22 protein-coding genes are annotated in these 21,466 nt (G+C 35.5%); 15 read left to right on the forward strand and 7 right to left on the reverse strand.

Features of this window, described 5'->3' with window-relative positions; genetic code table 11:
- Nucleotides 1-21: 21 nt before the first annotated feature.
- The gene (locus QN089_RS16055; RefSeq protein WP_285215939.1) at nt 22-870 is read right to left on the reverse strand and encodes a TetR/AcrR family transcriptional regulator; all 849 of its coding nucleotides are present in this window, start codon (nt 868-870) and stop codon (nt 22-24) included.
- A gap of 148 nt (nt 871-1,018) precedes the next feature.
- Here QN089_RS16055 and QN089_RS03130 point away from each other — a divergent pair, with 148 nt between their 5' ends.
- The 4 genes from QN089_RS03130 (at nt 1,019) to QN089_RS03145 (ending at nt 5,701) form a co-directional block, all read left to right on the forward strand.
- Nucleotides 1,019-4,144, forward strand: coding sequence for an efflux RND transporter permease subunit (locus QN089_RS03130; RefSeq protein WP_285215940.1), 3,126 nt, complete (start codon nt 1,019-1,021; stop codon nt 4,142-4,144).
- 127 nt (nt 4,145-4,271) lie between these two features.
- Nucleotides 4,272-4,676 carry a CidA/LrgA family protein gene (locus QN089_RS03135; protein ID WP_285215941.1) on the forward strand — a complete coding sequence of 135 codons (405 nt, stop codon included), beginning with the start codon at nt 4,272-4,274 and terminating at the stop codon, nt 4,674-4,676.
- Nucleotides 4,660-5,340, forward strand: a complete 681-nt coding sequence (locus QN089_RS03140; protein WP_121175742.1) for an LrgB family protein — start codon at nt 4,660-4,662, stop codon at nt 5,338-5,340. The genes QN089_RS03135 and QN089_RS03140 overlap by 17 nt, the downstream gene beginning before the upstream one ends.
- A gap of 67 nt (nt 5,341-5,407) precedes the next feature.
- The gene (locus QN089_RS03145) at nt 5,408-5,701 is read left to right on the forward strand and encodes a UPF0223 family protein (RefSeq protein ID WP_285215942.1); all 294 of its coding nucleotides are present in this window, start codon (nt 5,408-5,410) and stop codon (nt 5,699-5,701) included.
- Between the two features lie 135 nt (nt 5,702-5,836).
- On the opposite strand, the gene QN089_RS03150 is transcribed toward QN089_RS03145, so the two are convergent.
- Complete coding sequence (locus QN089_RS03150) at nt 5,837-6,460, reverse strand: YktB family protein (protein ID WP_285215943.1); 624 nt, start codon at nt 6,458-6,460, stop codon at nt 5,837-5,839.
- Nucleotides 6,461-6,603: 143 nt separating this feature from the next.
- On the opposite strand from QN089_RS03150, the gene QN089_RS03155 reads away from it, so the two are divergent.
- A complete protein-coding gene (locus tag QN089_RS03155; RefSeq protein WP_068455177.1) occupies nt 6,604-6,801 on the forward strand; it encodes a hypothetical protein in 198 nt (65 codons plus the stop codon).
- 117 nt (nt 6,802-6,918) lie between these two features.
- Complete coding sequence (locus tag QN089_RS03160; RefSeq protein WP_068455174.1) at nt 6,919-7,713, forward strand: inositol monophosphatase family protein; 795 nt, start codon at nt 6,919-6,921, stop codon at nt 7,711-7,713.
- Between the two features lie 220 nt (nt 7,714-7,933).
- On the opposite strand, the gene QN089_RS03165 is transcribed toward QN089_RS03160, so the two are convergent.
- The gene (locus QN089_RS03165; protein ID WP_068457524.1) at nt 7,934-8,119 is read right to left on the reverse strand and encodes a DUF5325 family protein; all 186 of its coding nucleotides are present in this window, start codon (nt 8,117-8,119) and stop codon (nt 7,934-7,936) included.
- Nucleotides 8,120-8,306: 187 nt separating this feature from the next.
- Here QN089_RS03165 and typA point away from each other — a divergent pair, with 187 nt between their 5' ends.
- The gene (typA, locus tag QN089_RS03170) at nt 8,307-10,151 is read left to right on the forward strand and encodes a translational GTPase TypA (protein WP_068455171.1); all 1,845 of its coding nucleotides are present in this window, start codon (nt 8,307-8,309) and stop codon (nt 10,149-10,151) included.
- Nucleotides 10,152-10,260: 109 nt separating this feature from the next.
- Here the strand turns inward: typA and QN089_RS03175 are convergent, their stop codons facing one another.
- Nucleotides 10,261-10,464, reverse strand: coding sequence for a YlaI family protein (locus tag QN089_RS03175; RefSeq protein WP_068455165.1), 204 nt, complete (start codon nt 10,462-10,464; stop codon nt 10,261-10,263).
- 12 nt (nt 10,465-10,476) lie between these two features.
- A complete protein-coding gene (locus QN089_RS03180; protein WP_174795783.1) occupies nt 10,477-10,977 on the reverse strand; it encodes a peptidyl-prolyl cis-trans isomerase in 501 nt (166 codons plus the stop codon).
- A gap of 180 nt (nt 10,978-11,157) precedes the next feature.
- On the opposite strand from QN089_RS03180, the gene QN089_RS03185 reads away from it, so the two are divergent.
- From QN089_RS03185 to QN089_RS03220, 8 genes are all read left to right on the forward strand, one after another.
- Nucleotides 11,158-11,439, forward strand: a complete 282-nt coding sequence (locus tag QN089_RS03185) for an Fpa/YlaN family protein (protein ID WP_068455160.1) — start codon at nt 11,158-11,160, stop codon at nt 11,437-11,439.
- Between the two features lie 87 nt (nt 11,440-11,526).
- Nucleotides 11,527-12,669: an FtsW/RodA/SpoVE family cell cycle protein gene (locus tag QN089_RS03190; protein ID WP_231726953.1), complete on the forward strand. Its 1,143-nt coding sequence runs from the start codon at nt 11,527-11,529 to the stop codon at nt 12,667-12,669.
- A gap of 26 nt (nt 12,670-12,695) precedes the next feature.
- Nucleotides 12,696-16,130 carry a pyruvate carboxylase gene (pyc, locus tag QN089_RS03195; RefSeq protein WP_285215944.1) on the forward strand — a complete coding sequence of 1,145 codons (3,435 nt, stop codon included), beginning with the start codon at nt 12,696-12,698 and terminating at the stop codon, nt 16,128-16,130.
- A 148-nt stretch (nt 16,131-16,278) separates the two neighbouring features.
- Nucleotides 16,279-17,127 carry a cytochrome c oxidase assembly protein gene (locus tag QN089_RS03200; protein ID WP_285215945.1) on the forward strand — a complete coding sequence of 283 codons (849 nt, stop codon included), beginning with the start codon at nt 16,279-16,281 and terminating at the stop codon, nt 17,125-17,127.
- 25 nt (nt 17,128-17,152) lie between these two features.
- Nucleotides 17,153-17,611 (forward strand): DUF420 domain-containing protein, encoded by a 459-nt coding sequence (locus QN089_RS03205; RefSeq protein ID WP_068455147.1) that lies wholly within the window; start codon nt 17,153-17,155, stop codon nt 17,609-17,611.
- Between the two features lie 215 nt (nt 17,612-17,826).
- Nucleotides 17,827-18,885: a CAP domain-containing protein gene (locus QN089_RS03210; protein ID WP_285215946.1), complete on the forward strand. Its 1,059-nt coding sequence runs from the start codon at nt 17,827-17,829 to the stop codon at nt 18,883-18,885.
- Nucleotides 18,886-18,936: 51 nt separating this feature from the next.
- Nucleotides 18,937-19,383: a YlbF/YmcA family competence regulator gene (locus tag QN089_RS03215; RefSeq protein WP_068455141.1), complete on the forward strand. Its 447-nt coding sequence runs from the start codon at nt 18,937-18,939 to the stop codon at nt 19,381-19,383.
- 61 nt (nt 19,384-19,444) lie between these two features.
- Nucleotides 19,445-20,182, forward strand: a complete 738-nt coding sequence (locus QN089_RS03220; protein WP_285215947.1) for an alpha/beta fold hydrolase — start codon at nt 19,445-19,447, stop codon at nt 20,180-20,182.
- Here the strand turns inward: QN089_RS03220 and QN089_RS03225 are convergent.
- A complete protein-coding gene (locus QN089_RS03225; protein WP_068455136.1) occupies nt 20,166-20,417 on the reverse strand; it encodes a hypothetical protein in 252 nt (83 codons plus the stop codon). The genes QN089_RS03220 and QN089_RS03225 overlap by 17 nt on opposite strands.
- A gap of 138 nt (nt 20,418-20,555) precedes the next feature.
- Nucleotides 20,556-21,464 carry a glycerophosphodiester phosphodiesterase family protein gene (locus QN089_RS03230; protein WP_068455133.1) on the reverse strand — a complete coding sequence of 303 codons (909 nt, stop codon included), beginning with the start codon at nt 21,462-21,464 and terminating at the stop codon, nt 20,556-20,558.
- Between the last annotated feature and the right edge of the window lie 2 nt (nt 21,465-21,466).

Here is a 21,466-nt window from a genome sequence, read left to right on the forward strand (position 1 = left end):
TTTGGTTCTATTTTTTGAAAATCAAGTAGTGGGTTTTGGGTATAACCTTCTTACTAAAGTAGCTAGCCAACGCAACTCTTTTTCAGACATAAGGTTTGTAGCAAGTGCATTTAAAATAACAAGCTGTGGATTATCTTTAATCATTTCTTTTTCTATGGCATGAATAGTCTGTCCATAAAAATGATCCGCACTATATAATTTTTTACAACGCTTAATCTCATCTGAAATAATTTGCTGAATTGCTTGAGGTTCTGGTGCACATGAAAACTGTGAGGCGAAAACAGACGCGTCTAATGTTGGTTCGAACTGTTGTTCAACAAGTGCATCCATATACTGCATAATCATATGCGAAATTTTTTTGAATTCTAAGTCGTTTTTATGATGAATAATAAAGTCAATATAACTTTGCACAATGCCTTTAAAACACAATTGTAAGTCATATTTATTTTTTTCAATTTTTGCACCATACGTATTTTCGAGTAAGAAAAGGGTAATATCATTAAGACTACGATTAAAAATTTGAATACGTTCAAGCAATTCTGTTTTTAAGCTTTTACTACTCTCTGTGATAAGCATCTCAAGTAAAGGAAAACGTTCATTAAAAACGCGTAAAGTAGAATCACAAAACTTTTCTAATTTTTGTCTCGGTGGACGTGGGTCATTCATTAAGAGTTCAAAAGAAACTGTTAGTTCTTTAATAAATTGATCGATAATTTCAATCAACAAGTCATCTTTAGAACGAAAAGATAAATAAAACGCACCTTTTGAAATTCCACAAGCATCTGTAATGTCTTGAATGGAAGTATTGGCGATTGAATTTTTTGAGAAGAGTTCGATAGCTTTTTCAATAATTATTTCTTTTTTAGTCAATGTAAATCGCCTCCTTTTATTTGACATGTGACCAAATAGTCACTTAATATTAACATTAATGACTGTTTAGTCAAAACTTGCTAAAAGAATGTCCATCAGTCAGTATTATAAGTAAAGATTAAAGAAAAAGTCAAAAGGCGGTGCAAGTGTGAAAAAGTTTATTCAATTTGTTCTGAAAAACAAATTAGCAGTTTGGCTCATGACCTTAATATTAGCTGCTGCTGGTGTATATTCAGGATTAAAAATGAAGATGGAGACAATCCCAGATATTTCTGTACCAATTATTACAATGAATACAGCATATCCAGGAGCGAGTCCACAACAAGTCGAAGAAAAAGTATCCACCCCGTTTGAAAAAGCAGTTCAAAATTTAAAAAATGTTGAAAATGTTTATTCAAATTCATATGAAAATGCCTCAAGTATTCAAATCGAGTTTAAATATGGCACAGATATGAAAGAAGCACGTGCAGATATTAAAGAAGCAATTGAAAAAGTAAAATTACCTGACGCTGCGACAACACCTGTTATCGATCGCGTAAGTATCAATGCTTTCCCTGTTTTAGCACTTAGTGTAAGTGACAAAGACCAAACAATTGATCAATTAACAAAAACAGTCGAAGATTACTTTGTTCCAAAGGTTGAAGGTGTAGATGGTGTTTCTTCTGTATCTGTATCGGGTCAACAAGTTAAGAAAGTACTCGTTACATACAACAACGATAAGCTAAAAGAATATGGCTTAACAGAAGATTCTATTAAACAATTCGTTCAAGATATGGATGTCGAATCGCCACTAGGTATTTTCCAATTTAAAGATTCGGAACAAGTTGTATTAGTAGATGGTAAATTAACATCATTAAAACAATTAGAAAATTTAGAGATTCCTGTTCAAAATCAGGCATCAGCACAGCAACAAGCTGCATTAGCAGCAAATCCAGCTGCAGCAGCTGCGACACAACAGCAACAAACAAAGTCAGTTGTTAAATTGAAAGAGTTAGCAAAAATTCAATTAAAAGGTGAAGTGGAATCCATTTCACGTACAAATGGTAAAGATGCAATCGCTGTTCAAGTTGTGAAATCACAAGAAGCAAATACAGTGGATGTGGTTAATGACGTAAAGAAAACAGCAGATCAGTTTGAAAAAGATAATAAAGGTATGGCAATTGATGTCACACTTGATCAAGGAAAACCGATTGAAGATTCAGTAAGTACGATGTTAGATAAAGCATTATTCGGTGCTATTTTTGCTGTTATTATCATCATGTTATTCTTACGTGATATTCGTTCTACAATCATTTCAATCATTTCGATTCCAATGTCATTATTAATTGCAGTCATTGTCTTACGATACTTAGATATCTCACTGAATGTTATGACACTTGGTGCGATGACAGTTGCGATTGGACGTGTAATTGATGACTCCATTGTCGTCGTCGAAAATATTTATCGCCGAATTCATTTAGAAAATGAAAAGTTACGCGGACGTGCTTTAATTAGTTCAGCAACACTTGAAATGTTCCGACCAATTCTATCTTCTACAGTCGTAACAATTGCCGTATTCTTACCTGTAGGATTAGTTGGAGGACTTGTAGGTGAGCTATTCTTACCATTCGGTATTACAATGGCTGTCGCATTAATTGCTTCACTTGTCATTGCGATTACAATTGTTCCAGCACTTGCCCATACACTCTTTAAAAAGAAGATTTATGGAGACAAGATTGTTAAAAAAGAACATCATGGTAAAGTAGCGACAGGCTATAAAAAGCTATTAAATTGGGTGTTAAACCATAAGCTTGTAACATTTGGTGGCTCAATTGTTGTGCTTGTAGCTAGTCTATTCTTAGCACCTGTCGTAGGGTTCAGTTTCTTACCAGATGACGAACAAAAACTAGTGTATTTAACGTACACACCAAAAGCTGGTCAAACACGTGATCAAGTAGTTGAAAACGTAGATGAAATCGAGCAAATCGTTTCAAAAAATAAAGAAGTTGAAACCATCCAGACATCAATCGGTGGGCAAAATCCTTTAAACCCTGGTTCATCAAATAGTGCTTTAATGTTTATTATTTATGACCCAGATACAAAAGACTTCGCAACGAAGAGCGAAAAGCTTGTAAAAGACGTGCGCGCAATTAAACAACCAGGTGAATGGAAACAACAAAACTTCGCTGGTGGTGCTTCAAATAATGAATTATCATATTCAGTCTATGGTAATACAATCGAAGATATCCGCCCTGTTGTAGCAAAAGTCGAAAAAATCTTACAAGATAATAAAAATGTAAAAGATGCAAAATCTTCATTACAAGAAGCATTCGATGAGAAAAACTTAGTTGTAAAAGAAGATGAGTTGAATAAATATGGTTTAACAACGAACCAAGTAGCTTTAATGATTAATCCAAACATCCCAGCAACAGTTTTAACAACGGTTATGGATGAAGGCAAAGAGATCAACGTAGAAGTGTATTCTTCTGTAAAAGAACCAGATACATTTGATCGTGTATTAGAGCAAAAAATTAAAACACCTACAGGACAAGAAGTGAAACTGAAAAATCTTGTTACTGTAAAAGAAGATCGTGCACAGACACAAATTAGCCGTAGTGAAGGTAAGTACTACGCAACAGTTACAGCAACTGTAACAAGTAAAGACGTTACAAAAGCTTCATCTGTAGCACAAGAAAAAATTGATAAATTAGATCTTCCAAATAACGTAGAAATTAAAACAGGCGGTGTAACAGAAGATATTCGTGATTCATTCACGAAATTAGCGCTTGCTATTATTGCAGCAATTGCGATTGTTTACTTCACTTTAGTTGTTACATTTGGAGAAGGTCTTGCACCATTCTCAATTTTATTCTCACTACCATTCACCGTTATTGGTGCACTTGTTGCACTATGGATTGGTGGCGAAACAATTTCTGTATCTTCTCTCATTGGGGTACTGATGCTCGTCGGTATTGTTGTCACGAATGCGATTGTATTGGTTGACCGAATCATTCATATGGAACATGATGGGTTACCAATGCGTGAAGCAATTTTAGAAGCAGGTGCAACACGTTTACGCCCAATTCTAATGACAGCCATCGCAACAATTGGTGCACTAATTCCACTTGCTATTGGCGCTGAAGGTGGCGGTCTAATTTCGAAAGGTTTAGGAATTACCGTAATTGGTGGTTTAATTAGTTCAACTGCTTTAACGCTCGTTGTCGTACCACTTGTTTATGAATTCTTATCAAAAGTATTGAAAAAAGATCGTGCACATGAAGATCGCGAATCTTAATTAATAGGAAGGACATGCTCGTACTATATGAGTATGTCCTTTTCATATGGAAAAAATTGTTTTCTTTAAATAGACAGAATTATCTAAAAAGCGTTACAATGTAAAAAACAACAAGGGGGAAACGGGGATGCGAAAACTAGTGAAGCTATTAAACATAACACTTCAAATTGCTTTTCTTTATGTATTGTCCTTACTTGGTGGCATCATTGTCGAATTTTTACATGTACCACTTCCGGGCAGTATCATAGGTTTAATTATTTTATTACTATTACTTCATATGAAGATTGTAAAGAAAGAATATGTAGCAGACGGAGCTGGCTTTTTACTGCCGATTTTAACGCTACTCTTTATTCCAGCTACTGTAGGTGTCGTGAATTATCCGGAATTATTATCATGGTTAGGGGTATCACTTTTAATCATTACAATTATCAGTACGATTTTTTCTTTAGGGGTGACTGCAAAATTCGCACAAAAGCTAGAGCAAACAGAACGAGAGAAAGAGGAGGTAGAAGTCTATGCTCCAAACGATTAGTTACATGCTTTTAACAATTGTCATTTTCTTCTTTATGACGTGGCTATACAAGAGAACAGGAATCTCTTTTTTATTTCCAATCCTAACATCAACAATCGTTCTCTTACTTATTTTAATCTTTGCTAAAATTCCATATGATACATATATGCAAGGTGGACGTGTGATTAATTTCTTCTTAGGACCAGCTGTTGTAGGTATGGCGTATCCTTTATATACGCAGTGGGATGTTATTATGCGTTTTAAAAAGACCATTCTATCCAGTGTCGTCGTCGCGATGTTTGCGGGTATGGTCAGTGTTATCGTTTTAGGATTACTCTTTCAGTTAGATGAGCAAATGTTACGTTCATTTTTACCAAAGTCGATTACATCACCGGTTGCCATCCAAATTAGTGACGCGATTGGTGGAATTCCTCAGATGACCGTACTATTCGTTATTATCGCAGGTATTACAGGTGCAATTGGAGGGCCAGGAATTTATCGATTATTAAAAATTGATACACCTGTTAGCAAGGGTGTAGCGATGGGAAGTGCCGCACATGGTATTGGTGTGAGTAAGTTAACTGAATACGGTGAGCTAACTCTGTCTATCGGTTCAGTAGCGATGACATTGAGTGCGATTTTAGGGTCATTCCTTTGCCCAGTTGTCATTTATTTATTTTTCTAGAATGTTTGCAACGATATCAATCATTCATTAGAATAAGAGCAGCAACTAATAAAGGCAGGTTATAAAAATGGATTATTCATACCCGTTCTCACCCGATTGGTCAACAACTGAAATTGTCGATGCCATTGCATTTTTTCAAATGATTGAAAAAGCTTATGAAACAGGCGTGAAGCGAGAAGATGTACTGACAACGTATCGTCGCTTTAATGAGATTGTTCCAGCGAAATCAGAAGAAAAGACATACTTTAAAGAGTTTGAAGAAGTAAGTGGTTATGCAAGCTTCCCTGTTATTCGTGATGCGAAGAAAGCAGCGAATGGTGAGGTCATTAAAGCAAGTAAAAATGAACGAAGAAAAAAATAAACAGAAGCTGGGACATAAGTGCAAAAAACACATCCCACATGAGCATAAGAAAAACTGGAATCGCGCTGTGGCGCGGTTCCAGTTTTTCGTTTAGAACCCTAAAAAAGGAGATAACATGTTTTGTTCTAGTCTTGTTTATTTTGGTGCACTAACCATTGCACGATAAATGGGAAGTAATGTTTCAAATGTTTGTTCAATTAATGCTAACAATTCTTTTTCAGACAATTGAATCGCGTCATCACGCAATACTTTGACGCCGATTAATACTTCACCTTTTTTCACATCACGAAAGCGCATTAAAATTTTTTCAGCTGATTCAACTGAAATTTCATCTGTTTTCGGTGACATATGATCACCAGAAATATAGAAAGAAGCAGGTAATGCAGTAATTAAATCTTCATGCTCTAATAAATGATTAGCAATCGCAACCTTATTCGGTGCTTCATAAATAACTGCTAAGTTAATAAATAAATGTGATTCGAATAAGCCGATTTGAAAATGTGGCATCGCTTTATAGCCGCGTTTATAAGGAGCAAAAGCAACCCAACTATCATTTGGCGGGTTTGTTTTTCGACGTGCATGTTTAGCAACATGTGGGAAGAATTCTTCACCTAATTGTGTTGTAAAATAATTCGAGAAAATCGCACCAAGTTCTTCAAATTTAGGACGGATTCGCTCTTTTAAAGCGTCCATACGTGGTTCTAATCCATCAATTGTAAAAACATCAAAATCTTGATTGGTCCATGTTAAGTTGGTCATAATTTATATCCTCCAAATAGTGATTATTAGGTTTATTCATTTCGATATAAGGGAAAAAATCTTTTAACATAGATGAAATGATAAGCTAATCATAACATAGCAAAGTTCATTCATCTAAATACCTTTTAGAGGAGTTGATTGGAATGAAACAGGTTGTCCATATCCTTCAAAAAGTTGAATTTGAGAAGCAATACATTAAAGGATTGCAGCTAGAATTAGACTACGAATTAGCGACATTATATGATGCTTTAAATACAAATGACGAGCAACAAATTGAAGCTAGTAAACGCAGACTAAAAGAAATCCATATGGAACTGGAGGCATTCCATGTATTCTCATAAGGATTTAAAAAAACTTTGAAGAAACACTTGCTAATCCATACGAGTAGCAAGTGTTTTTTTGTGATATTTGTTATACTAGTACAAATAAGTAGATAATGGGGAATGGGGGAATAAAATGTGGATGTAATTTCAATACATGAATACACGATGGAGATGATACAAGAAGCAGCTACGCGTATTCGTCAATCTTTTACAGAGAAGATGGAAATTGAAACGAAAGCGAACGCTAATGATCTTGTAACGAATATAGATAAAGAAACAGAACAATTTATTGTAGAAAAAATTCAAGCATACGACGCGTCACATCGAATTTTTGGTGAAGAAGGTATGAGTGAAGAACAGTTTGCTGATTTAAAAGGTGTCGTATGGATTGTAGATCCAATAGATGGGACGATGAATTTTATTCGCCAGCAACGCAACTTTACAATTTCAATTGCGATTTATGAAGATGGCATAGGAAAGTTAGGCTACATTTATGATGTAGTGCGTGATGAACTATATTATGCAATTGCTGGGCAGGGTGCTTATGTAAATGAAAAACGCATTCAACCACTTGAACCAATTGAATTAGATAAAGCAATTATCGGAATTAATGCTTCGTGGGTAGCGAAAAATAATCGTTTAAATACCGAAAAAATTGCAAAATTGATTCATACAGTTCGCGGTACACGCTCATATGGTTCTGCGACAATTGAAATGATGTATGTCGCAACAGGTCGCTTAGAGTCGTATATGTCGATGCGCCTATCTCCATGGGACATTGCAGCTGGAGCTGTTATTGCACACGAAGTTGGAGCGAAATGTACAACGCTAAAAGGAGAACCGATGAATTTATTAGCGCAAGATACATTTATTATTGCCAATCCTTCGATTCATGAACAATTAATTAGCGAATACATTGAATTAATCTAAGATTAGGAGAGGAATTTACACAATTGTGAATTCTTCTTTTTTCTTTTTGAGACAAATTCTTCGATTATTTGCAAATAAAAATATTGTGTTTCAAAGACAATCAGTGATACTATGAATTTTGTGCAAGAGATGATGAATAAAGTGAAAAAAGTGTTTTTAGTGGATTTTACGATAAAAAAATTACCCATTCCGAAGAATGAGCAATCTTTTTATCGAAGGATTAGAGAAGTCCTCGCTCGCGGAATTTACGCTTCATTGTGAACGCGTATCCAAAAACGGCGATGACTAATACAATTCCACCTAAAATCCCTAAAACATTACCAACTGCAATTGCATAGCCAATTGAGCACATTGCTAAAATGCCAGCTAAAGCCATGATTGCCATAACAACTTTTGCTATATTCATAATCAATCGAAACCTCCATTAGTGGTTTTACATCCTCTATTGTCATGCGAAACGCATTTTTTCGCAAGGGTTTTTACTTGCCAATTTTTGAAAAAGAACATCGAGTACGAAAAAAATATCTTTTTGAAGAAAATTGTGCTATAATAACACAGTTATGGACTCGAAATAAGAAAAGTGGAGTGGAACAATGACGAACTTACGTGAAGATTTAAGAAACATTGCAATTATTGCCCACGTTGACCATGGTAAAACAACATTGGTTGACCAATTATTAAAACAATCAGGTACATTCCGTTCAAACGAACAAGTTGAAGAACGCGCAATGGACTCTAACGATATTGAACGCGAACGTGGTATCACGATTTTAGCGAAAAATACAGCAGTAAATTACGAAGGTACACGCATCAACATTTTAGATACACCTGGACACGCCGATTTTGGTGGAGAAGTAGAACGTATTTTAAAAATGGTTGACGGTGTATTATTAGTTGTCGATGCATACGAAGGTTGTATGCCACAAACTCGTTTCGTACTGAAAAAAGCTTTAGAACAAGGTTTAACACCAATCGTAGTCGTGAACAAAGTCGACAAAGATTCAGCACGTCCTGAAGAAGTTGTAGATGAAGTATTAGACTTATTAATCGAACTTGGTGCAGATGAAGAACAACTTGATTTCCCTGTTGTATATGCTTCAGGTGTAAACGGTACAGCTTCATTAGATCCAGACCCATCAAAACAAGAAGAAAACATGAAATGTTTATTCGAAAAAATTATCGAACATATTCCAGCACCAGCAGATACACGCGATGAGCCATTACAATTCCAAGTAGCATTACTTGACTATAATGACTTCTTAGGTCGTATCGGTATTGGACGTGTATTCCGCGGTAAAATCCACGTAGGCCAATCAGTAGCACTTTCTAAATTAGATGGTACTGTGAAAAACTTCCGTGTAACAAAAATCTTCGGTTTCTTCGGTTTAAAACGTGAAGAAATTCAAGAAGCATACTCAGGCGACTTAATCGCTGTTTCTGGTATGGAAGAAATCAATGTTGGTGAGACAGTTTGTCCACAAGATAACATCGATCCACTACCACCAATGCGTATCGATGAACCAACATTACAAATGACATTCTTAGTAAACAACTCACCATTCGCAGGTCGCGAAGGTAAATGGGTAACTTCTCGTAAAATTGAAGAACGTTTACTTGCACAATTACAAACGGACGTATCATTACGTGTAGATCCAACAGATTCTCCAGATGCATGGACTGTATCTGGTCGTGGTGAGCTTCACTTATCAATCTTAGTTGAAAACATGCGTCGTGAAGGTTATGAATTACAAGTATCAAAACCAAAAGTAATCATCCGCGAAATCGATGGTGTTAAATGTGAGCCAGTAGAGCGTGTTCAAATCGATGTTCCTGAAGAATCTTTAGGTTCAATCATCGAATCATTAAATGAACGTAAAGGTGAAATGGTTGATATGATCAATGATGGTACTGGTCAAATTCGTTTAATTTTCATGGTTCCAGCACGTGGCTTAATCGGTTACACTACTGAATTCATGTCATTAACAAAAGGTTTCGGTATTATCAACCACACATTCGATTCTTACAAACCAGCAGTATCTGGTCGTGTAGGTGGTCGTCGTAACGGTGCTTTAGTTTCTATGGAAACAGGTAAAGCAACTACTTACGGTATGATGCAAATTGAAGACCGTGGTGTTCTATTCTTAGAACCAGGTGTTGAAATTTACGAAGGTATGGTTGTTGGTCAAAACAACCGTGATGCAGACATTACTGTAAACATCACAAAAATGAAAGCTAAAACAAACGTACGTTCAGCAAACAAAGACCAAACAAACGTAATCAAAGCACCTAAAATTTTAACGCTTGAAGAAGCATTAGAATTCTTAGATGAAGATGAGTACTTAGAAGTAACACCTGAGTCAATCCGTTTACGTAAACAAATCTTAAACAAAAACGAACGTGAAAAAGCAGCAAAAAAATCACGTAGCGCTGAACAATAATAGATAAAGTTTAAAAAAGAAGTCACAGGTAAATGTGGCTTCTTTTTTTGTATACAAAAAGAAGAATGGAAAAACCCATTCTCCTTTTACAATAAATAAAAGCGTCGTATTAAAATTCTTCATCTTCTGTTGTATGACCTTTGAAAAAACGAAACTCACCTGTTGCTAAGCGCGCATATGTTTTCATTGCGATTCGCTCATCACATGGTTCACACATATATGTATGAATCGGACGGTTTCGAAGACGTTTAGCTAATGGTGAAAAGTCTGGAATATCATTGACTGTTTCACAAATTACGCATTTTACTTTCATGAGGAGGTCCTCCTAGCTAATTTTAATACCTACAATATTTTTAATTGGATTTTTGTAATTTGAACCATCTGCATGTAATAAATACACAGGACCACCATCAGTTAACATTTTACCTTCAACACTGAATTGGAATAAAAGTGTTTTTGCTTCTTCCATTGAGTACGTATATTCGTTATTCTCACGATCGATAAATGTTACTTGTGTTGCTTCTGGTGCTGGAGATGCGTTGTTGATGAAAGGTTCTAAAACCATACCAAATGTACCAGTCTGCATCTTTTGGCGATCAAATTTCTTTTCTGTTTCTAAAGTTGGTGGGTAAGCAGCACCCTCCATGATTTCACGAGACCAGAATTTTCCTGCATCTTCTAGATACACTTCATCTTGATCGACTGCCACTTTGTCTGACGTAAAGTATGTATCTAAGTCTACTTTACGGTCATCAAAGATCCAGATTGTTGGATCGAGTGTGATGTTAAAGTTAACAGCACCTTTAATTTGAATAATAGAATCCATCATTCATTCCTCCTAGATATAGATGTTTCACTCCTATAGTATAACGTCTTTTAAGACATTTGAGAAAACAAAATGACTTAAGTTAGAAGAATGACGTATAGATACTTGCATTTTTCTATATGAAAAGCTAAAATTTAGAATGATAGAACTCAAGAAATATCAGGTAATGGGGGCGTCCTCATGGATACTACATCTCAAAATTCGTATCAGGAAAAGGCATTGGAACTCCTATTTGCTGATGCTGACAAAATTGCTCAATTAATTAGAGTACAAATGGAAAACTTAACAATGCCACAATGTCCATTGTATGAAGAAGTTTTAGATACACAAATGTTTGGTCTTTCACGTGAAATCGATTTTGCTGTTAAGCTAGGCCTATTAAATCGCGATAAAGGTCGTGAAATTTTAGATTCCCTTGAGAAAGAATTATCAGCATTGCACGATGCATTCACGAAAAAATGATAAAAAAACTCAAACACCTACCGATGTTTGAGTTTTTTTGTAGTTAGGAGTAATAAATTGAAGAAATTTTTAAAAGAGTTCGACTACTTGCTATTTGTTACATATTTTTTACTCTGCGTATTCGGGGTTGTGATGGTATATAGCGCAAGTGCTATGGTATCAGTTAATCGTTATAACGCACCAGCAGACAATTTTTATAAGAAACAACTACTTGCTGTTATCGTTGGTTTTGGCGCTTTCGTTCTTGGAATGTTGATTCCATACAAACGTTATCGTGAAAAATGGATGTTGAAATTAATAGCAGTTGTAAATATCGCTTTATTAACATTGGTATTAGTAGCAGGTTATAGCCCACCAGGGTCAGGTGCACAGTCTTGGTTACGTATTGGAGGATTTAATTTTCAACCGTCTGAATTGTTGAAAATTTCATTGATAATTTATGTCTCAGCGGTACTTGCCAAGAAGTATTCTAATGGTACAATAGATTCGATAAAGGAATCTTTAATACCTATAAGTATAATTATAATTATACCCTTAATCTTTTTGTATAAAGAACCGGATAATGGCGCAATTGCTTTAATTACAGCGATTATGTCAACAATTATCTTAGCTAGTGGCATGTCTTTTAAACGTATATTCAAAAAAACAAATAAGGTATTCTGGATTGGAATTGTACTTTTATTATCAATTGTGTATATATATAGAGATAAGCTACTTAGTAAAATATTAACTGAAAAGATGGCGAATCGTATTCAAGCGACATGGGATCCTTATGCTTTTGTGAAAGAAGAAGGACTGCAAATAATCAATGGTTATTATGCGATTGCGCTTGGAGGAGTTTCAGGTTCAGGGTTGGGTGAGTCTGTTCAAAAGTTAGGGTATATACCCGAACCACACACAGATTTCATTCTAGCAATTATTATTGAAGAGTTGGGGACTCTTGGTTTACTTATAGTAGTTGGGGGATTGGGCTTTATCGTTATGCGAGCATTTGTCACAGCTTTAAGAGCGAAAGATCCAATGATCCGTATGATGGCGGTAGGGATTGGTTCTTGGATTGGCTTCCAAACATTTTTGAATATAGGTGGTTTATCGGGCATTATCCCGTTAACAGGTGTCACACTTCCATTCATTAGTTATGGAGGTACCTCTCTCGTGATCCTTTCTTTCGCACTCGGTATTTTAATGAACATTACGATGTACGTTAAAAGAGACCAAAACAAAAGATAGAAGACTTTATAGGGGGTAGTGTTTTAATGGCAATTCAAAAAATTCTTGTAGCGAATCGTGGCGAAATCGCGATTCGTGTGTTCCGCGCATGTACAGAAATGAAAATTCGTACAGTCGCAATTTATTCTCGAGAGGATAGCGGTTCATATCATCGTTATAAAGCAGATGAAGCTTATCTTGTTGGGGACGGCAAAAAGCCAATTGATGCTTATTTAGATATCGAAGGAATTTTAGACATTGCAAAAGAGTCTGGTGTAGATGCGATTCACCCAGGCTACGGTTTTTTATCTGAAAACTTAGAATTTGCAAAACGTTGTGAAGAAGAAGGTATCATTTTCATTGGCCCAACTTCAAAACATCTTGATATGTTTGGGGACAAAGTAAAAGCACGTGAACAAGCTGTTTTAGCTGATATTCCAGTTATTCCAGGTTCAGGTGGTCCTGTGGATTCAATTAATGATGTTCTTGCTTTTGGTGAAAAGCATGAATATCCGATTATGATTAAAGCGGCACTTGGCGGTGGCGGTCGTGGTATGCGTGTTGTACATAGTGCAGATGAAGCGCAAGAAGCATATGACCGTGCTAAGTCAGAAGCAAAAGCAGCATTCGGTTCTGATGAAGTATATGTTGAGAAGTACGTTGACCGTCCAAAACACATTGAAGTTCAAATTCTAGGTGATAAAAACGGAAATATCGTACATTTATATGAGCGTGATTGTTCAATTCAACGTCGTCATCAAAAAGTAGTTGAAATTGCGCCTTCAAACTCATTATCAGATGAATTACGTCAGGATATTTGTAACGCAGCTGTGAAGTTAATGAAAAATGTCGATTACTTAAATGCAGGAACAGTAGAATTTTTAGTATCGGGCGACAAGTTTTACTTCATCGAAGTAAATCCACGTGTGCAAGTAGAGCATACGATTACGGAGATGGTAACAGGAATTGATATTGTCCATGCGCAAATTTTAATTGCAGATGGTCACGATTTACATGACGATGTATTACAAATTCCAGCGCAAAAAGATATTCCTTTATTTGGTTATGCAATTCAATCACGTATTACAACGGAAGATCCACAAAATAACTTTATGCCAGATACAGGAAAATTAACTGTATATCGTTCAAGTGGCGGTTTTGGTGTTCGTTTAGATGCAGGTAATGGTTTCCAAGGTGCAGTCATCTCACCACATTATGATTCATTACTTGTAAAATTATCAACGTGGGGTAATACATTTAAAGAAGCAGCAGAGAAAATGGATCGTAACTTACAAGAGTTCCGTATTCGTGGTGTAAAAACGAATATTCCATTCCTTGAAAATGTAGTACGTCATGAAAACTTTATCAATGGAGATTTCAATACGAGCTTTATTGATACAACACCAGAATTATTAAACTATAAGTCAGCGCGTGACCGTGGTAATAAGTTATTGAGTTACATTGGCAATGTTACTGTAAACGGTTTCCCAGGGATTGCAGATGGTCAAAAACCAATTCTACCACAACCGCATAAGCCAAAAATTCAACTATTAAATGAGATTCCAACAGGTACAAAGCAAATTCTAGACGAAAAAGGTCCAGAAGGTTTAGTTCAGTGGATTAAAGAACAAAATGATGTGTTATTAACAGATACAACGATGCGTGATGCCCACCAATCATTACTTGCAACACGTGTACGTTCAAAAGACTTATATGAGATTGCAGATTATACAGCGCAAATTATGCATAACTTCTTCTCACTAGAAATGTGGGGCGGTGCGACATTTGATGTAGCTTATCGTTTCCTAAAAGAAAATCCATGGGAAAGATTACGTGTATTAAGAGAAAAAATGCCAAACGTATTATTCCAAATGTTACTTCGTGGTGCGAATGCAGTTGGCTATAAAAACTATCCAGATAACGTCATTCGTGAATTCATTAAAGAATCAGCTAAAGAAGGAATCGATGTATTCCGCGTATTCGATAGCTTAAACTGGTTACCAGGTATGCAAACAGCAATCGATGCAGTACGTGATAGCGGTAAAGTGGCAGAAGCAACAATGTGTTATACAGGCGATATCTTAGATGATACACGTACAAAATACACAGTAAATTACTACAAACAATTAGCGAAAGATTTAGAATCAGCAGGTGCACATATCATCGCAATTAAAGATATGGCAGGTTTATTAAAACCAGAAGCAGCATACCAATTGATTACAGAGCTAAAAGAATCAACAGATTTACCAATTCACTTACACACGCATGATACAAGTGGTAACGGTATTTACTTATATGCGAAAGCGATTGAAGCAGGTGTAGATATTATCGATACAGCAATCGGTTCGATGGCAGGCTTAACATCTCAACCAAGTGCGAACTCGTTATATTATGCAATGAAGGGTAGCAAACGCCAAGTACGTGCTGATATTGAAGGAATCGAAAAATTATCGTACTACTGGGAAGATATCCGTAAATACTATAAAGATTTCGAAAGTGGCATGAATAGCCCACATTCAGAAATTTATGTACACGAAATGCCAGGTGGACAATATTCAAACTTACAACAACAAGCAAAAGGTGTAGGTCTTGGCGATCGTTGGGATGAAGTGAAGAAGATGTACTCAAATGTGAACTTACTATTCGGTGATGTTGTAAAAGTAACACCATCTTCAAAAGTAGTAGGCGACATGGCATTATTCATGGTACAAAATGATTTAACAGATGAAAATGTAATTGAAAAAGGACAAACAATTGACTTCCCAGATTCAGTTATTGAATTCTTCCAAGGATACTTAGGTCAACCAGTAGGTGGATTCCCTGAAGAATTACAAGAGGTTATTTTAAAAGAGCGTGAAGCAATTACAGTACGTCCTGGTGAATTACTAGAAGCTGTCGATTTTGATGCAGTTAAAAAAGAATTAGACGAAAAATATAATCGCGATATGACATATCAAGATGTACTTGCATATGTACTATATCCAAAAGTATTTGAACAATACATGACAACATATGATCAATTTGGCAATGTGTCTGTATTAGATACACCTACATTCTTACATGGTCTACGTCTAGGTGAAGAAATTGAAGTAACAATCGAAAAAGGTAAAACGCTAATTATTAAATTAGTATCGATTGGTGAACCACAACATGATGGAACACGCGTTATTTACTTCGAACTAAACGGACAACCACGTGAAATCGTTGTTCAAGATTTAAATGTTGAAGTTTCTGGTGAGAAAAAACCAAAAGCAGATCCATCAAATCCAAATCAAATTGGCGCAACAATGCCAGGTACAACATTAAAAGTAGTTGTATCACCAGGTAGTCGCGTACGTCGTGGTGAGCATTTATTAATCACAGAAGCGATGAAGATGGAAACAACTGTACAAGCACCGCGTGACGGTATTGTAAAAGAAATCTTCGTTAAAGAAGGCGAAGCTATTTCGACAGGTGACTTATTAATCGAATTGGAAGACTAATTGCACCTTAAAACGCTGTTATTGAACAGTTATTTATGTTGAATTACAGTTCACATTTTAGACACAAAATAAAAGGTACTTATAACATAAGCTGTTATAAGTGCCTTTTTGTGTATAATAACATGTAGAAAGAAATAGGAGGTGTAAGATGTTTTTATCGCTATTTGGTTTTCGCGAATTGTGGAGTCCGGGAATGATGATTGTTTGTCTTTTTGTCCTCAGTATTTATCTACTGATGACAATCAAGTGGCGAAAAGATTTTAAAAACAGTACGCCTTTAAGTATTTCAGAAGCTTTCTCTTTCATTCTGGCACTACTATTTTTATATGCTGTAAAAGGCGCACCTATTCAAATAATGACCTATCTTATTTATACAGCCTATACTATTCAGACAGTGATTTTATTTGTTCTCGTTCCTTTTTTAGTGGTGAGAGGAATACCGAACTATTTACTCGCCTATATTCGTTCTACACCCTTTGTATCAACTTTATTATGTTCGCCCATTTATTTGAGTGTGGTGTGGAGTATTCTATTTGTGTGTAGACAAATTCCGATTGTGTTTGATTACTTACGCCTACATGAAACAGCAGAGAGTATCTATACGATTCTATTGTTTACATGTTCTTTTATTTTCATGTGGTCAATGAAAGGAAAACGATTCAACTTGGTTTGGAAGCCGCTCCTACTCATGTATATTATGATGACATTAGTTGCGTCCATCATCCTTTTTAGTCCGGTAGATTTGTATAAGACATATACAGATGGTGCAATGTGGATGCAAGCAATGGCCTTATGCGTTCCAGCTGATACGCTGAATCAATTAAGCGCTTTTTCAGGACCATCATTGTTCACAAATATGACACCAAAACAAGATCAACAATTAGGCAGTAAGCTAATCCAAGTTATACAAACCATTATTTTTGGTATAATACTAATTGCAATGCGATGGAATCAAAAAAGTCGCACATTCAGCACATCACAACACTGTGATGACTAAAATTTGATATAAGGAGCAAAAACGTATGTTACCTATTTTACCAACGATTAGTACATTCTTTATTGTATTAAGTGCAGTGCTTATCGCAATCGGCTGGATTCAAGTAAAGAATAGAAAAATTGAAGCGCATAAAAAGACAATGACAGCAGCAGCAATTTCTGCATTAACATTCTTTATCATTTATGCTTCTCGTACGATATTTATTGGAAACACAGCATTTGGCGGACCTGAAGATTTAAAAGTATATTACACAACATTCCTTGTATTCCATATTATTTTAGCAACAACAGGAGCAGTATTTGGAATTGTGACATTAATTGCAGGTTACACGAACAATCTTGTACGTCACCGTAAAATTGCGCCAATCACATCGGTTGTATGGTTCTTTGTAGCAATTACAGGTGTAGCAGTATACTTATTACTTTATGTATTTTATAAAGGCGGAGAAACAACGTCTGTAATCAAAGCGATTATTAATCCTTAAGTATGTTGGTTTACATATTGAAATAATTGAACAACATATAAAATGAATGTAAGTGAGAAAAAATCGTGCGATAGCGCGGTTTTTTCTTTGTGTTTTAAAATAAGAGGTTAAACCGTATTCGAGTAGATGGATTATAAAAGGTCTTTTACTATTTTATAAGATGTATGAAAGAGTGTTATAATAATAAATAAGAATTTTAAAAAGAAGGAGACAGAATGTTGAAGGCACTATTACGATTTTTAGTACTATTTGTCATTTTATTAATCGGATTTTTCTACTTCGATCAACCTGTAAAAGAAAACGAGCCTCTTAAAGGTCCCACAAAAACAGTGCCGAATACAACTGCGCCTCAGCTATCAGGAGATGTACAGCAACGCCCTAAAACAGGCTGGTCTACATATGTTGGAAAAGATATTTCTACATTTGAAAAGAAAATGGGGCAACCAATTCGCAAGGGCCCTTCAGCTTATGGGTTTACATGGTGGGTATATGGCGACGAAAATCAATATATGCTTGTAGGGGTAGAAAAGGATAAAATTAACCAGGTCTATGTTACAGGTACGAGAGTCGACTTTGCGCCATTTAAAATGGGACAAACACTCGATGAATTATATCGTACAACGATTACAGATATGGAAGTTAATATTAAAATTCAGCAAAATATCTATACGATGGTATTGAGCGAAGAAGATTTACAATCACGTTTACTCATCATGTATAATGGTGTTTTAGCTCAATTGTATTTTGATTCTGCAACGAAAAAACTAATGGCAGTTCGATATATTGATGGTGAGACACTTGTTAAACAGAAGCCATATGACATGACCTATGTGGGTGAAGTCATCGAAACGAAAAAGCCTTCTTCTTTTGAACAAGAAAAAATCAATCAAGAAAATGCGCAACAGTTATTTGAATTATCTAATGTATATCGTGAAATAAATGATTTACCTGCTCTTGAAAAAGATGGGAAATTAAGTGGAGTGACAAGTACACAATTAAAAGGACTTGTAATGGAACGATTAGCGAAATCAGACGCACCTGATACGGATTTGCAATCTTTATTAAAAGAAAATGATGTAGACTTTGAAGAAACTGCTGAAAATATTGCGGAAGATTATGCTGATGCAGCAGATGCAATTAGTGGTATTTTAAATTCTGAAAAACATCGCCAAGATTTACTCAATGCAACATATAACCATTTGGGAACGGCTTCTTTTGAAAATAATTTTGCGCAAATTTTTATTGAACAAAAACCAGAAAGTGACTCAAAATAACATACAACTGCCCCTGTTTTTGATATGATAGTAAAGAAACGGGGGCTTTTTATGAAAATGACATCAGAATGGGTCATGATTTTGGATGAAGTCGATCAATTAAATGATTTAATCCTTAATTCAGACGTACATCGTCAACTAGTTGACGCGACAGAAGCTGTGTACTCAAACCCGTCACTAGTTCAAAAAATTACGGAATTTAACAAAACAAAAGATTTATATGAAGATGTACAGCGTTTTGGTAAATATCATCCGGATTATACACAAATTATGAAATTAATTCGTACACAAAAGCGCGAATTAGATATGGACGAAACAATTTCAGCTTTAAAGGTTGCTGAAAATGAGTTTCAAGATTTACTTGATGAAATAGGTATCATCATAGGAAAGACCATTTCAGAAGCTGTAAAAGTGCCAGTAAGCAATCCATTTTTCCAAACGGATACGGGATGCGGTGGAAGTTGTGGAACAGGTGGCGGCTGTTCATGCTCAGCATAAAATAAACATGTTGTACGTGTAAAAGCGTACAGCATTTTTTTATAGAAGGAGAAGGGGATTAATGGAATCAATTATAGCATTGCATGGTTTGGGCGGAACAAAAGAAGTGTATTTAGAAGTGCAAAATGAGTTAGCGTCTTTTAACATAACAGCCATTGACTTACCTGGTCATGGAAAACAGCCAACTCTAGAATATTTTACAAAGGAAAGCTTAATTGAATGGCTTACGAAATATGTGAAAGAGCCGACTATTTTTATTGGCTATTCTATTAGTTGTCACATTCTAATTGATTTTGCCTATACATATCCACATCTTGTTAAAAAATTAATATTTATCGATGGTGGTTATTTTTCACCAAAGGATTTTGGACAATCTATTGAAGAAGTCATTGAACAAACAAAAATATTCGTCGACCAATCTCGAGTAAGTTCTGTTGAACAAGTTGTTTTAGATGAACAAAAAGAACTCGGACGCTTTACTGAGGAAATTGCTGAATCGATTCGCGCGCGGTATAAAATCGAGAAAGATGGGAGCGGATCATTACGAATCCAGCCAGAAGTAGCAGCTGCTTATAGTGAAATTTTTTATGAGGATGATGAAAAAATCCTCTGTGTGCCTATTTTTTTAATCACTGTAACGCAACCAAAAGAATTAACAAATATTCGAATTGCGGCAATCGAAAAGTTAAAACAAAAAACCCCTCAACTGCAACAGATTGAAGTAGAGGGATCTCATGAAATAATTGCTGAAAAACCAAAAGAAATTGCGCGAATCATTCAAACTATCTTGTGTTCATAATAATTATTGGTAATACACCGATTAATAATAAAACAAGTAAATTACCGATAATACTAATTGTTTTTAATCGACCTTTTGATAAAAATGCAAGAATTAATCCGATAATTGATACGATAATCATCGTATTAATCATTAACGTGCTAGGTATCATTTCTTTAGTAATGAATGTAAAAACAAAATAAAAAATAGCGGCTGCGAAGAAGATGACTGCGGAAACAATATCGAGTTTTTTCATCTATTTCAACTCCTTTAGGTGAAAAATTTGTATAAAAACTCTATACTTCTTTACCTTATTTGATAAAAAAAGAAACAAAGCCATAAAAATACAAAAAGAGCTTTGGCATTTTGAAAATGCCAAAGCTCTTTTTTATTTTTACTCTACAATATCAAGTAAAGCTTGCATAGCAAGGTCTGGACGGTCTGTCACAATACCTTTTGCGCCACTTTCAATTAGACGTTTCATCTCATTTACATCGTTAATTGTCCAATAATGAACAGGTACATTCAAGTTATTTAAAAATTGAATGAATCCAGGTGTATCTAATGGTAATACGCCATATTTTGTAGGGATTTGGAATACATCTACTTTTGGACTATAAAGATGACCGAATTGACTTGTAAATGCAGTATAAGCTTTACGAACTTCACCAACACCAGCACCTAAAGCTACTCGGTTTTGAGCGTATAAATTAAAGCGATCAATTTGTTCGTCATGGAAACTTGTAATGACAACTTGATCTTCAGCACCTAATTCTTCGATTAAACGCCATAGTTTAGAAGGCATTAAGCCTCCCTCGTATGTGTTTGGTGCATCCTTCATATCAATATTAATTAACTTATTTGGATAGCGTTCTAATAGTTCACGTAATGTAATAATACGTGCAGGGTCTTCGCGGTATTTTAAATAACCGTCTAAATCTGCAAAATGATAACCAAAATTTAATTCTTTTAATTCTGCTAATGTCATATCTGCAATACGTCCGCTACCTTCACTCACACGATCGACGTATTCATCGTGGAATACGACAATTTCTTCATCTTTTGTTAGTCGGATATCAATTTCAAAGCCATGTACACCTAGGCCCGCAGCTATTTCGAATGCTTCCATTGTACATTCTGGAGCTAGCAACGAACCACCACGGTGAGCAAGTATAATTGGATGCTCATATGTGAGTGCCGTTTTGTTTTCACGTTTTTGTGGATTAGAAAGTGCTTTTGAACCAGCCCATGCTGCTGCACTAGCCGCAGCGATTGCAATGGCTACTTTTGTTTTCTTTCCCATAT

It is taken from the genome of Kurthia sp. YJT4 (assembly GCF_030219945.1).
Classification (GTDB): Bacteria; Bacillota; Bacilli; order Bacillales_A; family Planococcaceae; genus Kurthia; species Kurthia gibsonii.

Coding starts and splice junctions, on each gene's coding strand:
- QN089_RS03225 (WP_068455136.1), bottom strand. CDS start 20,417: ATGAAAAAACTCGATATTGTTTCCGCAGTCATCTTCTTCGCAGCCGCT.
- QN089_RS03145 (WP_285215942.1), top strand. CDS start 5,408: ATGGATTATTCATACCCGTTCTCACCCGATTGGTCAACAACTGAAATT.
- QN089_RS03155 (WP_068455177.1), top strand. CDS start 6,604: ATGAAACAGGTTGTCCATATCCTTCAAAAAGTTGAATTTGAGAAGCAA.
- QN089_RS03200 (WP_285215945.1), top strand. CDS start 16,279: ATGTTTTTATCGCTATTTGGTTTTCGCGAATTGTGGAGTCCGGGAATG.
- QN089_RS03175 (WP_068455165.1), bottom strand. CDS start 10,464: ATGAAAGTAAAATGCGTAATTTGTGAAACAGTCAATGATATTCCAGAC.
- QN089_RS03140 (WP_121175742.1), top strand. CDS start 4,660: ATGCTCCAAACGATTAGTTACATGCTTTTAACAATTGTCATTTTCTTC.
- QN089_RS03205 (WP_068455147.1), top strand. CDS start 17,153: ATGTTACCTATTTTACCAACGATTAGTACATTCTTTATTGTATTAAGT.
- QN089_RS03165 (WP_068457524.1), bottom strand. CDS start 8,119: ATGAATATAGCAAAAGTTGTTATGGCAATCATGGCTTTAGCTGGCATT.
- typA (WP_068455171.1), top strand. CDS start 8,307: ATGACGAACTTACGTGAAGATTTAAGAAACATTGCAATTATTGCCCAC.
- pyc (WP_285215944.1), top strand. CDS start 12,696: ATGGCAATTCAAAAAATTCTTGTAGCGAATCGTGGCGAAATCGCGATT.
- QN089_RS03220 (WP_285215947.1), top strand. CDS start 19,445: ATGGAATCAATTATAGCATTGCATGGTTTGGGCGGAACAAAAGAAGTG.
- QN089_RS03185 (WP_068455160.1), top strand. CDS start 11,158: ATGGATACTACATCTCAAAATTCGTATCAGGAAAAGGCATTGGAACTC.
- QN089_RS03180 (WP_174795783.1), bottom strand. CDS start 10,977: ATGGATTCTATTATTCAAATTAAAGGTGCTGTTAACTTTAACATCACA.
- QN089_RS03215 (WP_068455141.1), top strand. CDS start 18,937: ATGAAAATGACATCAGAATGGGTCATGATTTTGGATGAAGTCGATCAA.
- QN089_RS03135 (WP_285215941.1), top strand. CDS start 4,272: ATGCGAAAACTAGTGAAGCTATTAAACATAACACTTCAAATTGCTTTT.
- QN089_RS03150 (WP_285215943.1), bottom strand. CDS start 6,460: ATGACCAACTTAACATGGACCAATCAAGATTTTGATGTTTTTACAATT.
- QN089_RS03210 (WP_285215946.1), top strand. CDS start 17,827: ATGTTGAAGGCACTATTACGATTTTTAGTACTATTTGTCATTTTATTA.
- QN089_RS03230 (WP_068455133.1), bottom strand. CDS start 21,464: ATGGGAAAGAAAACAAAAGTAGCCATTGCAATCGCTGCGGCTAGTGCA.